Annotated in this window: 9 protein-coding genes; 2 read left to right on the top strand and 7 right to left on the bottom strand. The window is 51.0% G+C overall.

The window, feature by feature from the left end; all coding sequences use genetic code 11:
• Positions 1-107 precede the first annotated feature (107 nt).
• Both KJS69_RS12210 and KJS69_RS12205 read left to right on the top strand, forming a co-directional pair.
• Positions 108-971 (top strand): AraC family transcriptional regulator, encoded by an 864-nt coding sequence (locus tag KJS69_RS12210; protein ID WP_213584026.1) that lies wholly within the window; start codon positions 108-110, stop codon positions 969-971.
• A gap of 314 nt (positions 972-1,285) precedes the next feature.
• On the top strand, positions 1,286-3,241 hold the full coding sequence (locus KJS69_RS12205; RefSeq protein ID WP_213584025.1) for a dihydroorotate dehydrogenase: 1,956 nt from the start codon (positions 1,286-1,288) through the stop codon (positions 3,239-3,241).
• Between the two features lie 125 nt (positions 3,242-3,366).
• Here KJS69_RS12205 and KJS69_RS12200 read toward each other — a convergent pair whose 3' ends face one another.
• The 7 genes from KJS69_RS12200 to KJS69_RS12170 all read right to left on the bottom strand — a co-directional run bounded on the left by KJS69_RS12200 (position 3,367) and on the right by KJS69_RS12170 (position 13,142).
• A complete protein-coding gene (locus tag KJS69_RS12200) occupies positions 3,367-3,543 on the bottom strand; it encodes a hypothetical protein (protein ID WP_213584024.1) in 177 nt (58 codons plus the stop codon).
• A 66-nt stretch (positions 3,544-3,609) separates the two neighbouring features.
• Positions 3,610-5,835, bottom strand: a complete 2,226-nt coding sequence (locus KJS69_RS12195) for a glycosyl hydrolase family 95 catalytic domain-containing protein (protein WP_213584023.1) — start codon at positions 5,833-5,835, stop codon at positions 3,610-3,612.
• A gap of 376 nt (positions 5,836-6,211) precedes the next feature.
• On the bottom strand, positions 6,212-7,228 hold the full coding sequence (locus tag KJS69_RS12190) for a glycoside hydrolase family protein (RefSeq protein WP_213584022.1): 1,017 nt from the start codon (positions 7,226-7,228) through the stop codon (positions 6,212-6,214).
• Between the two features lie 201 nt (positions 7,229-7,429).
• A complete protein-coding gene (locus tag KJS69_RS12185) occupies positions 7,430-9,355 on the bottom strand; it encodes an alpha-L-fucosidase (protein ID WP_213584021.1) in 1,926 nt (641 codons plus the stop codon).
• Between the two features lie 203 nt (positions 9,356-9,558).
• Positions 9,559-11,202 (bottom strand): ABC transporter substrate-binding protein, encoded by a 1,644-nt coding sequence (locus KJS69_RS12180; protein ID WP_213584020.1) that lies wholly within the window; start codon positions 11,200-11,202, stop codon positions 9,559-9,561.
• Between the two features lie 40 nt (positions 11,203-11,242).
• Positions 11,243-12,139 carry a carbohydrate ABC transporter permease gene (locus KJS69_RS12175; protein WP_213584019.1) on the bottom strand — a complete coding sequence of 299 codons (897 nt, stop codon included), beginning with the start codon at positions 12,137-12,139 and terminating at the stop codon, positions 11,243-11,245.
• A gap of 34 nt (positions 12,140-12,173) precedes the next feature.
• Positions 12,174-13,142, bottom strand: coding sequence for an ABC transporter permease (locus KJS69_RS12170; protein ID WP_374706628.1), 969 nt, complete (start codon positions 13,140-13,142; stop codon positions 12,174-12,176).
• Positions 13,143-13,165: the final 23 nt, after the last annotated feature.

The following is a 13,165-nucleotide window of genomic DNA, read 5'->3' as shown; positions in this document are numbered from 1 at the left end:
AATTAACGTTGTGGGTTAATCATAGCAAAAACTACCCGCTGGCATTTGTGAAAGATTATGATAAAATGTTGTTAGTTTACGATTGATTTAAAGGGAGTAATCGCGATATGAGACTGGCCAACTATTTAAACCTCAATAAACGTCCCATTCAGTCGTCTCTATACCTTAACCGGACGAAGAACTTTCGGGAAATCATCCACTCCCACCAAGGAATTGAACTTCTTTATGTTCATGAAGGAGCAGGAAGGGTCGTTATTGAGCAACAATTGATCGATGTCGTTCCAGGAACCTTGCTCTGCATCCGACCTTATCAATTACATCATGTGCGAATGAGTACGGAGCAAGGGCAATCCTACATTCGCTCCTTGTTCGTCTTCGAGCCGTCCGTATTGAGCCAATATGTGACACCGTTTCCTTCCATCTATCAATTCCTGCTGTACTTATGGAAGGATCCTTATGCGGTCCAGATCATCCGCCCTCCGGACAAGGAGGAGACGGACCGCATGCTGAAAAATTACAATCGCAGAATAGCCTCTGCTCCTCGCCAGGATCTGACGGAGGAGAATGCGCTGTGCCTTGTATCGTTCCTTCATTATTTGAAGCCGATTTGGGAAAGCCAGGCGCGGACCCGCTCCAACTCGGCCATGACCGTATCGGATCATATTACAGCCATCATGCATTGGATCGAGAAGAATTACGCCGCCGAATTCCAGCTGGTTGAGCTGGCTGACGCCGTTCATCTGTCTCCCAATCACGTCTCCTACCTGTTCCGCAAGGAAACCGGCAGCAGTCTGACGGAATACTTGACCGCGCGGAGAATGAAGCAGGCATGCCTGCTGCTGCGGACCAGTACCTTGACCGTTCAAGAAATTGGCAGACGGGTCGGCTTCGTTAACTTTTCGTATTTTTGCCAGCTGTTTAAAAAACAATTAGGCGTTACTCCCCTTCAATACCGCTCTCATCGGGGATAGGAGTGTTTACTATATATGTGGTACTAAAGAAAGCGATCATTCCGTTCCGAAGGAAAGTGCCTCCGAAGCTTCAAACATCATACTCCTTCCCCAAAAAGTGAAGATGGGCTTCGAAGCGATTCCAGGTACTTTTCGGGGACCCCGATCCAACAGATTCCTTCTATATGGAGGGCCTTCGGATGGTAGGAATACAAAGCCAAAACTCGCCCTGGAAGCATCTTTCTTTCTCCACTCCATGATCTATCCATTCTTTAGTTCATTTTATATAGCTATGCAACCTTCCTGAAATTCACCCAGAGAGGAGATTTTCAGTAATGCCGGATTGGTCTTATCAGACATTGTTTCGTCCGTTGCTCTTTCGTCTGCCATCGGCCGCTGCCAGAGATTTTACCTTACGGGCCATGGGCGGATTAAGCCGAATACCCGGCGGTTCCTTTATCATTCGAACGCTGGGGCATATGGAGCTGCATCCTATGCTGCGCAGCGACGGTTGGGGGCTCAGTCTGTCTTGTCCCATCGGATTAAGCGGAGGCCTCGATCCCCGCGGAACTGCGCGCCAAGCTCTATCGCAATTCGGCTTCGGATACATAGAAATTGGGCCAGTCAGCGTTCGTCCGATATCGGACCCCCGACCCATCCTTCGGGATGTGGCTCAAGAAGCTATCCTTTATCCGGATGCTTATGTAAATATCGGTCTGGATGAAACGGTTCGGCGGTTAAGCAAGGAACGGGGGCGCAAGCTGCCTTATCTGCTCCGTATAGCTCATCATGCCGGGGCCGATCCAGAGCAAGCGATGAAGGAGCATCTTCGGTTGATGGATCAATTAGTCCCCTATGCAGCAGCTTTCGTAGTGGATGCCATCGATATGACTTGGAAGCCCGAAGAAATAAAAAGCATGCTCCAATCGATCCACGAAGCGGCTCGAACCCGCTACCCGGATAAGCCGCTGCTGCTCTATCTTCCTCTCGATTCCTCTCCTTCACTGTGGGATGAGCTGTATTCTCAAGATCATTCGACACAGTGGGACGGAATAACTATCGGAGATTTCATCCGGACAGAAGAAGGGGCTGTCATCGGACGGAATGGCAAAGCCGATTGTCTAACCAAAATCCGAATGATTCGAGATACGTTAGGCCCCTCAGTTCCGATTCTTGCCGCCGCAGGAGTCCATGAACCCCAGGATGCATTGGACTTGATAGAGGAAGGCGCGGACTATATTCAGCTTCATAGCGGGCTGGTCTATTCGGGTCCCGGCTTGCCCAAGCGAGTGAACGAAGCGATTCTTTACAAGCGCACGATCACTTCCCCCGATCCGGGCCCGTTCTCTTTTTGGCGCAATTGGGGGTGGATGTGTCTGTTGGGGCTGGGGATGGTTCTGGGAGGTATTTTGGCCTGGATCATTGCCGCGACTACCGTTATTTTGCCTTACGACGAAGCTTTCCTTGGTATGGACCCGCTCTCGCTTTCTCTCATTAGCGAGAGATTGCTTTATTTCATGTCTCATGACCGGATCACATTGGCCGGCACGATGATTTCTATCGGCATTCTGTACGGGATGCTCGCCCGATTCGGTTTGCGCTACGGCCTTCATTGGTCCAAAACAGCTCTGGCCACTTCCGGAATCATCGGCTTCGGCAGCTTTTTTCTGTATCTTGGATATGGCTATTTCGATCCGCTTCATGCTTCGGCGGCTATTATTCTATTGCCCTTGTTCATTCTCTCCATGCGCGGTCGCGCGGATCGCCCATCGCGACAAGAGCCCAGCCTTCATAATGATCGGGCCTGGAGGCTGGCTCAGTGGGGACAGTTGATGTTCGTCGTGCTTGGTTTTGCTTTGGCACTGGGAGGGTTAGTCATCGCCGGAGTAGGAATTAGCTATGTGTTCGTCCGAGAGGATCTGGCGTATTTATGCATGACTCCGGAGATGATTTCTCAAATCAACGACCGGCTGATCCCGCTAATTGCGCATGATCGTGCCGGCTTCGGAGGAGCTTTATTTTGCGATGCTGCCGCTATAACCATTATAGCTCTGTGGGGCATCAATAAAGGGGAGCGCTGGATATGGTGGGCGCTGCTGCTCGGGGGGCTTCCGGGATTTGCAGCCGGCTTTGGCGTCCATATAGCTATCGGTTACACTGATTTGCTTCATTTATCTCCGGCCATTTTTGCCGTCCTATTATATGTTGCCGGACTTATTCTGCTGTATCCCTACATGATGGGAGCACAGAGCCCATCGATCGTCCGAACGAGGCTGCAGCATCGCGGTTAATTTGGTTAAACTGTCAACGTTCGGCCTTTCCAATCGACAAGATTCATTCTGATACGTCAAGAGGGCCTGCGATTAAGCAGACCCTCCTTCCCTTGTAACTATTTTTGAGGTCAATTGGCAGTCCTCTATTTCGTCATCCAGTCCTGCATTTGCCAAACCTCGGTAACCCGCTGCCAGCCGCTCAGCTTGTCAACTTCCCGGTCTATGCCCAGCTCGGCCAGGCCCAAACCGGCAGCCACTTCTTCTATCTTCGCCTCGAGAGGATAAAAGCCGGCATGCTCCAGTCGGCTCTGAAATGGCACTAAAGAAAGCAATCCTTCCGTCCCGCAGGAACATGCCTGCGAAGCTTAGCAGCAACTTGCCTGGGGCTAGTCCTGCAGCGGTAAGCCATAAAGCCTCCACGGTTTATTTCCTCCAAAAAAACGGCATAGGTGAGACTGAGCGGCGACCGGGCGGAGCGTAAAATCGATGGCTTCATCCTGGAGATAAAGAGTCGCCGCCTCCCCCTTCCGTAAATCGAGCTCCACTATCCCGTCTCCGCAAGACTTCATGGCAAGCGAACGGTCGGAAGCAGAGGCAATGCGGTCAGTCGGCCAACCGGTTCGAATTCGACATGGCTCCCCCGCCAGACTTTCTATCCGAATCCATTGTGTTTGCCCGTCCTTCCGCACGGCGCTTACCAGGAAGGCTCCTTCTGCTCTCAGCTGATGGAAGACCGCGTCACTCCATTCGTCGGGTACTGCGGGAAAGATGCGGATCACTCCTCCCCAGCTTTGCAGCAGCAATTCATGAATCGCCTCCGCTCCGGCTAATGGCGACTCGATGACCGGTCCGGCCTCCCGATACATCGTGTTCGGCTTGATAAGGTGCATCAACGTATGCAGATAGCGCAGCGCCTCGCTTCCGCTGCCCAAGATGGCGGCGATGGAGGCCGCTCCTGTAAAGCTGAAGCCGCGGAGATCTCCCTCCTGGCCGATCCAATGCCTTAGCGTTCGCCGGATTTTCTCTTTATCTTCCTCGCTGTCTCCGATAAGATGGAGCGGGAAAGCCGCCAGCAGATGGCTAAAATGCCTGTGCCCGAATTCCAGCGGGGTGTCCTCGCCGATGAGAAACCCTTCCTGCCCGTCATAAGGATAGGGGACCAGCCGGTCCAGTACTTCCTGCCAGCGTTCGGCCAGCTCATCCTCGACCGCTAACCGGTCGCAGATGTCCAGTAATGTCTGACAGCCCCAACGCAGCAGGGCCAGGTCATAATGACAATCCCTTACCGTCAATTGCTTGAACGAGCCATATTCCGGAGATACCGTCGGGGGCAAATGATATAATCCGTCCTCCCCCTCCTCCAGAATATGCAAATAATAATGGACACTTCTGCGCAAAACCGGATACAGCAGTGTCCTCAACAGCTCGTCATCCATTGTAGCTTGGTAATGCCTCCACACACTGTGACAGAGCCATGTCAAATTCCCGACCTCTGTGCCGACCTCGCTGGCCAAATCGTAGCTGCAGCTTCGACCCAGTCCAGCCGAATCATGACGGAAGGGCTCGGGAACGTTGCGAATCAATTGCTCCTGGTTGCGGTCGAGCGCCCGAATAAGGGACTGTCCAATATCGAGCCGATTGGACGCATATACCGGGGAATAGCTCATTTGCACATTCATGTTGAACCATACCCCGGGCCAAGGCGTCGTTGTCAGCCAGGGTCCCTGGTTATCGATGAGGAGATGATGAGCCCTTGTTGCCGAAGCAAGCTTATACATCTGAATCCAATAAAACCCTTCCAGCCTCGTATCGGGTATCGAGACGAAGCTTAGCCGGTAATAATCATGCCACCAGTCTCGGTGAGACTCAGCCAAGGAATCTAACGTTTGAGTTCCGGCCGATTGAATCGTACTAACCGCATGCTGAAGGTCGCCTTCCGCCACTCCCCCGGCTACAGTCAAAACCAAGACACGATAATCGGGAGCCAGCTCGATTTCCTTCCATGCCGTAAGGCAGCCTTCTCCGGACGGATAGATTTGCCGTCCCCACCGAACCCCCTCCTGCTCTCCACGCTCCACTTCCATCTCGGGGATGTACTGATTGAAATTGATTCCGTCTGCATTTTTGAGCACTGGATCGACATCCGGGTAAGCATACCACTGAAACTTAGCTGTCCTCTCCCCCGAAGACGTATTCAGCTCGACCACCAGCGTATTTTTTTCACTATGAATAAAAGCACGCAGCCGAACCTCGCCTTGTGTAGTCGGCAGATGAGCCCGAAGCTCAGCGTTCCACAGATCCAACTGGATATCCGCAGGCTGGTAGATCATCCCTTCCAGCTCCAAATCCAGCTCCCCGATAGGGACTCTGACGGGAAAGCCCTTTCCATCCGGCCTCTGGGCGGTCACATCCGTCCGACCCAGCACAAACCGAAGAACATTCCGCTTGCTTCTATGCTCTTCGGAATAAATCATCGCTCCCAGCAAGCCGTTGCCGATAAAAGCACCCTCATTCCAGGAGAGCGGCCGAACGCTCCAGGACATGTCGTGGCGAGACATAAACTCTGTCCAGTCTATCTCAACCTCAATATTTTCATTAGAATTATAGATCATTCCAAATCTCCTCTCGATCTGGAGCTTGTCCCAAGGGCGAAACATGGGTAAGATTTATAAGAAGAGCCGATTAGTTTGTCAGGTGAGAATTCATATTCCTTCCGCGTATTCATTCTGGCGGACTCAATCGCGCCATAGACCATCAGAAAGGTGTTGAGATTGTCGGTTCCGTCTTGGACGCGGTGTGGGTCCGAATCGAACGGGCGAATTCATACAATGAATAGCTTTTGCTTTCATAAGCTGATTCCGTGATCGGAAGCTCCCTCCTGCCCTCTTTGTTAACAAAATAAGGGATATCGTCGATCAGTTCGACGGCCCCTTCGCTGCCCACTATTCGGACGTGCCTTGGTCAAGCTCACCAGCGCTCTTTGACCGACTATTCAGTCGCAAGCGGGATAACCATATTCCACGTTTCGGTCGCGTCATGAAAACCTTTGGTTCCGTTAGAGGTTGCCGCGAACAGATGGGTAGGCTTTCCATTCTGAAACAGTAGAAAAGGCCTCTCCAGATTCCCCATCAGCCGGGTTTTCCCGTCATCCCACACAATATTTCGGGAATAGGCGTGCGGATCATCCGCCAGCTTCCAGTCCAGACCGTCCTCGGAATAGGCGTGAATGCCCCCGAGTTTTTCTCCGCATAAGTGACCTTCCATATCTTTCGCAATCATTTCGTAGCCGGTGGACGTTTTCCATATAAACGGATCTTCCAGGTGAATTTTTTCCGGAGGAAAAACGGGGTTTTCGCTCACTACCTGGTAAGGGCCATTGTAATGAGGGGCCCTGGCGCTTCCAATCATCATTTTGCCATGGATATTCCCTTCGTACCTTCTCGCTTTGTAAATAAGCAGCACCGAACCGTCTTCATGAACGCAGGGAGCCGGATTCGACGTCAGGAAGCTATCGAACTTGCCTGGGCGAGTGTTCAGAATGGGAGCGTCTCTTCTTTCCCAAGGACCGAATACGCTTTTGGCTGTAGCCAGACCGATCCGCTTGTTGGCCCGGCCGACAATGCACCTCGGGTCCTGCAAATCAAACGCTTCCCCAGGCTCAGGATCAGGTAACGGATGAGTAGAACCCATGTAATACAATAAATACGTATCGCCATGCTTCGTAATATGAGGATTATGCGTGCTGCGGCCATCCCAATACTCGGCTCCGCGGGCAGGCAGAACGACCTCCTGAAACTGGTACGGTCCTGCCGGAGTATCCGACACCGCGCGAACGACTTCCGAGGCTACTATCCAGCCGGGATGCATCGGGACCGTTTTAGGCCATCTGGACGCGAATAGGTGAAATCGGCCGTCCTCGCCTTGAATAACCGAGCCGCACCAGACCCAGTAGCCTTCCATTTTAAAGCCTCCGCCTACCGGCGCGGGCAGCAATTTTGTAAACATGATCCTTCCTCCCTATCTGTAGTTTCCATAATCTAACGCAAGCCCAACAATCTCTAATAATCCATGAACCGAAATATGCTGCCGGGTATGCAAAGAGGGAACCAACAGGGTTCCCTATCTTTCAATAACACAATACCATGGAATGATTTTGAACGGATAGGCCAAAAAACTCTCGGCCTCCGAGCGATTCAGGCTCGCCGGCTAAGCATCCGCTCGAACCAAAACCACCTGCTTGAGGTTCATAAGCGACTGACCGGTTATGTGCTCGGCCTGAACGGCAAGCGTATAAATCCCCGCTTGCTCCAGACGGATTTCACCGATATCGAAGGTCCGGTATTCATACCCTCCCCCCGTCTCTTGAACCTCCGCCGACAGGAAGGCCGCATCTTTGCCATGAATGGTATCAGCCTTGGCACTCAGACGGGCTGAATCCGACGAATCCAGCGCGCCCTCCACATCGGCCCCACTAATGCCGCTCGCTCCGGAAGCCTCCGACCCGGCTTTCAGGCTGGTCGAGACGGTGAAGGCCCCGCCTTCGTCTCCGGGCTCCACTCCGTAAGTAATTTCCACCTTGCAGCAGGCCGGTTCAGCGACCCGAAAAGTCCACTCGAGCCAGTCGTTGACCTCCGACCAGGCGGTTACGACGTCGCGATCCTTCTTGCCGGTATCGTAACGTAACATAGTGCCATGAATTTCCCCATCGAACGCGGAGAAAACATTGTCATATTCGGACGTATACAGCCGTTTGACCGGATTGGCGGACACCGGCCCGGACAACTCGAGAGCAACGACGGATACGAGCTCATCTGGAGCCTCGCTGGGAACGCGGATAAGCAGATCATCGCTATTGAGCCGGGTCACCTCGAGGGCACTTCCTTCCGGATCAGCTAGCAGGGAAGCCCGTACAATCCCGTTACGAATTCCCGGCACAAGCAGCTTGCCGCTTGCCGGCCAGTCGAACACATGCAGGTACAGCTTGTTCCCCTTCAGCGTACAGCGTCCCCAGGGCGGTTTGCCGATCGGGCTTTGTACGGTGCCGTAAATACTATCCCCATTGACGCGCAGCCAACCGCCAATCTCTCTAAGGAGCTGCAACGACATCGGATCAAAGTCTCCTTCACCCGTCGGGCCGACATTGATCAGAAAATTGCCGTTCATGCTGACCACATCTATCAGATTGTGGATTATTTCTAATGGCGTTTTCCAGTTGTTATCCAGCTTTTTGTAGCCCCACGAATCGTTCAGCGTAGCAATCGATTCCCAATCCGGGCGCGAGACCCGGACGTGAGGCTGGTTATCCATCGTATTGCCGTAATCCCCGAGAGGGTCTTTCCATACACGGCGATTAACAAGACAATCGGGCTGCTCGCTGCGGACCACTTCCATGAAGCGTTCTCCCTGCTCTCTCGTCAGCTTGTGTCCGCAATCGAACCAGATCACACCGACCGGTCCGTATTGCGTCAGCAGCTCCTTGATTTGCGGGAACGCTTTTTGCTGTAAATATCGCTCGTATCGAGAGGCTTTATCCTCATCGTCAATCCAGGATTCGACCGGATCATAAGCTCCGATATTGGCGGGAAAATCCAGCGTATTCCCTTGGGAATCAGGGTGATGCCAATCCATCGAATGCGAATAATAAAAGCACAGCTTCACTCCATGCTTATGGCACGCCTCCGCCAATTCCGCCATCGGATCACGTCCATAAGGAGTAGCCTTGACGATGTTATAATCGCTCACCTTCGAATCGTACATCGCGAATCCGTCATGATGCTTGGTTGTGACGACCAAATATTTCATCCCGGCATCCTTGGCGGCTCGCGCCCATTCATCGGCATCGAACTTGACGGGATTAAATTCGGCAGCGATCGTTTCATATTCCTTAATCGGAATTTGCGCCTTTAATTGGAGATGCTCGGCATAGGCCGCCTTTACTTCCTCGCCGCGCCATATTCCGCCCGGTAACGAGTAGAGCCCCCAATGGATGAACATTCCTAATCTCGCTTCCCGCCACCAAGCTATCCTCTCTTCATGCTCCGGATCATGGAGAGCCAATGCGCCGTTCCCTTGCTGCCGGCTCTCCTTAGCCTCCTGCTCGGCGTTATCCATTAAATCTTCTTTTTTTAACATCGCTATAGGCTTTTCCTTTCTTTATCCAGAGGTCTGGCAAAATTTTTAATCACTCCCAAGATTACTTTTAGCAGAGAGTCGATGGAAATCGACAGCTTCACCAGACCTTTACACATGGATATTTTCTAAAAATGATACCATAGCAACAAGGAACCAGCCGATGGCTTATTTAACATTCCGTTGGGTTTTCTTATGCTGACTGCTTACTTTTTAAACACAGAAACGTCATAAGCCTCTTGCATGATTTCCAGGTATCGAGGAAGCTTCATCTTTTCTAACGTTTTCACATAGTTGTCCCATTCTTTGTCGATATCGATCTCCCCAATGACCGCTTTAGCCAGCATCTCATCCTTGTAATCCGTGATCGTCTTCGTAATATCGGCCATTTCCTCCGCCTGTTCATTCGTATAATACATCGGTGGAACGACTAGACTGGCGTCCATTTTATAGGGCTCGTAGTTATTTTTCGTTTCGTTGTACAGAATGATCTCCAGCGGATTGTCCGGATCGGCCGCCTGACTTAAGCGGAATTCACTCGTGCGCAGCGACGGTCCGGTTTGAGCCCAATGGACATTCTGCACATTACCGAAGGTCGAAAGCTGCTTCCATTTGGCCGGGTTGCCGTCGATGCCCAATTCCCCATCGTCCGCCTTCTTCCATTCCTGATCCGGCCTTCCTATATTCCCTCTCATCGTCGCTTCTTCGCTGTACAGGAAGTCTGCCAAACGGAATGCGGCTTCCGGATTTTTAGCCTTGTTCGTAATGACAAAATATCCGTTGCCTGTCGCAGCGTAAGGGTTATAGTTGGCAGAGCGGACACCGTTAGGCCCTTCAAGCGGCGGAATGGTCACATAGTCCTTCGCTCTTTCGGACTCCATCGATACGAACACCGTTGGATTCTGTGAAGGGACAGCCCCTAATATTTGAGCATCCGGATTTTCTCCCATTTGCTTCAATTGATTCCGGTCCTGCGTAAAGCTTTGCGGAGATAACAAGCCTTCTGCAAACAGTGAATTCAAATATTTCAAGCCTTCCTTCCATTCCGGCTTGTTGTAGGCTACATCGATTTTACCGTCCTTCAGGAACTGTCCCGAGCCGTCAAATTCAATGAACGACCTCATTAAGAACAACTCGATTTTGGACTGTGGACCATTCGTAGCGCCAACCAGTGGAATTTCATCCGCCTTGCCGTTGCCGTTGGGATCCTGCTCCTTGAACGCTCTAAGCACCTCCCGGAATTCTTCGGTCGTCTGGGGAGTGGACAAGCCTAATTTATCCAGCCACGTTTGGTTAATCCACATCTTCGTTCCCATCGAACAGTGGAAGCAGTCGTTGACCATCGGCAGGGCATAAATATTTCCGTCCGGAGCGGTGATGACATCCCGGGCCGTAGGTTCCGCTTCGAACATCTGATTCGTATACTCCCCGTACTTGTCTATCAGATCGTTAAGAGGCAGGAATACTCCATCCTTTCCGTATAACGCCTGCTGAACAGGCTTGACCGCGAAACCAAGCAGAACGTCGGGATAATCCCCGCTGGCCAGTGTAATATTCAGCTTCTCATCGGCTGTTTTGTTGGGTGCTACTTCCCACTCGATATGAATGTTGGTCTTTTCCTCCAGCCACTTCGTAAACTCGTTAGTGGCGAAATTTTCGACCGAGTTGCTCCCTTTCACCATCACCTTGAGGGTGGTTTTCTCATTTGTAATGGGGAAGACTCCCTTTGGGTTCACTTCTCCCGCCGGGCTGGACTCCGCTCCTTTTTCTTCTGTTTTGCCGCAAGCGCTTAGAACTAAAGACGAGCTTAACACCACACACATACCGGCAACCATATATTTTCTTAACATATAGACCCCTCCCTTAATCTGATTAATAATGGACTGCAGACTACCCTTTCAAAGAACCAATCATGATTCCTTTTACAAAATGCCTTTGAATAAAAGGATAAATCACAAGAACAGGAATGGTGGAAACGACGATCAAAGAATACTTCAACAGCTCCCGCAAGCTTTCTCTGGCGGCGGAATCCGCCACATCCGACATCATTTCCGCATCGACTTCGTTCTGGATCAGAATATCCCGCAAGACAAGCTGCAGCGGGTACAAATCCTGGCTCTTTAAGTACAGGAGCGCGCTGAAGAAGGAATTCCAGTGACCGACTGCATAAAATAGTGTCAGTACAGCAATAATCGGTCCGGAAAGCGGAAGAACGATGTGAAGCATAAATTTAAAGTCGCTGCAACCATCCAACTGCCCCGCATCCAACAGCTCGTCCGGGATCGTTGTCTGAAAGAACGTTCTCGTAATAATGACGTTCATGACACTGAGCGCTCCCGGCAAGATTAAGGCCCACCGCGTATCGATCATGCCCAAATCTTTAACGAGCAGGTAGGACGGGATTAATCCTCCGGAGAACATCATCGTAAACACGAACAGAGCCATTACAATATGCCGGATATAGAAATCTTTGCGCGATAAAGGATACGCGGCCATGAGCGTCAGAACGACATTGACAGCCGTTCCTACGACCGTATAGAAAATCGAGTTGGCAAACCCGGTCCAGATCAACTTATGTTTAAACACGGCCTCATACCCGTCCAGCGAAAAATCTACCGGCCACAGCCAGACTTTGCCCGATACGACGGCAAGCGGAGAGCTGAAGGAAGCGCTGACAATATAGACAAGCGGATAAAGAATCGTAATCGTAAATAAAAATAAAATGATATAGTTAATGACATTAAATAATCGATCTCCACTGCTTTCGACTATTCGATTTTCTTTCATCTGTATTCACGCCTCTCGTTCATTAAGCTGGGAACTACCATAGGCTCGTTTCTCCGACTTTTCTGGCGATTCGATTGACGAGCACTAGCAGAATCAAATTGATGACCGATTTAAACAATCCGATGGCGGATGAATACGAATAGTTGATCGCCGTAGAAGCCAGTCCCACTTTATAAACATAAGTATCAATGACTTCCGAAGTGCTCAGATTCAACGGGTTCTGCATCAGCAGCACCTTCTCGAAACCGGTGTCGAGTATATTCCCGGTATTCAAGATGAGCAGGATAATGGCTACCGGCACAATTCCCGGCAAATCAATATGCCACATTCTTTGAACCTTGCTCGCTCCGTCCACGACCGCCGCCTCGTGCAGCGAAGGATCGACCGATGAAAGCGCCGCCAAATAAATGATGCAGGAGAATCCGACGTTCTGCCATATCCCGGACCATACATAAATCGACTTGAACATATCGGGACTGCCCATAAAGTTGATCGGCTGAAATCCTAAAAATTGCAAAATCATGTTCACGACCCCGATCCGCGGATCGAGCAGCTGCAAAATAATACCGACCATAACGACTACTGAAATAAAATGGGGCGCATATGTGATCATTTGCACCGATTTTTTGAAAAACCTTCGATTGACATAATTCAAACACAAGGCTAGCAGAATCGGGAACGGGAATCCGGCGACCAGGCTGTACAAGCTCAGGATCAGTGTGTTTTTCATGACTCTCCAAAACTCATAAGAGTCGAAGAATCGGCTAAAATGTTTCAATCCAACCCAGTCGCTCCCCCAAAAGCCTTTGGTCGGAACGAAATCCTGAAAGGAAATCAGCGCTCCATACATTGGCCAGTACTTAAAAATAAGCAAGTAGACTAAAGGCGCTGCCATTAACAAATAAAGCTGCCAGCATTTTTTTACGTTTTTGACCAGCAGCACCATCGGGGAGGTCAGGGCCGCTCGGTGGTTTTGTTTTTGTCTGGTTAGTTCCAGATCCATCCTCCTCCTTTATTCCTGAATGC

The organism is Paenibacillus sp. J2TS4, assembly GCF_018403245.1.
Classification (GTDB): domain Bacteria; phylum Bacillota; class Bacilli; order Paenibacillales; family NBRC-103111; genus Paenibacillus_L.
This window is presented reverse-complemented; position numbering and strand designations above follow the sequence as displayed.

Excerpts from the sequence above, each read along its gene's own strand:
- KJS69_RS12210 (WP_213584026.1), top strand. The coding sequence starts at position 108 with ATGAGACTGGCCAACTATTTAAACCTCAATAAACGTCCCATTCAGTCG.
- KJS69_RS12205 (WP_213584025.1), top strand. The coding sequence starts at position 1,286 with ATGCCGGATTGGTCTTATCAGACATTGTTTCGTCCGTTGCTCTTTCGT.
- KJS69_RS12195 (WP_213584023.1), bottom strand. The coding sequence starts at position 5,835 with ATGATCTATAATTCTAATGAAAATATTGAGGTTGAGATAGACTGGACA.
- KJS69_RS12190 (WP_213584022.1), bottom strand. The coding sequence starts at position 7,228 with ATGTTTACAAAATTGCTGCCCGCGCCGGTAGGCGGAGGCTTTAAAATG.
- KJS69_RS12185 (WP_213584021.1), bottom strand. The coding sequence starts at position 9,355 with ATGTTAAAAAAAGAAGATTTAATGGATAACGCCGAGCAGGAGGCTAAG.
- KJS69_RS12180 (WP_213584020.1), bottom strand. The coding sequence starts at position 11,202 with ATGTTAAGAAAATATATGGTTGCCGGTATGTGTGTGGTGTTAAGCTCG.
- KJS69_RS12175 (WP_213584019.1), bottom strand. The coding sequence starts at position 12,139 with ATGAAAGAAAATCGAATAGTCGAAAGCAGTGGAGATCGATTATTTAAT.
- KJS69_RS12170 (WP_374706628.1), bottom strand. The coding sequence starts at position 13,142 with ATGGATCTGGAACTAACCAGACAAAAACAAAACCACCGAGCGGCCCTG.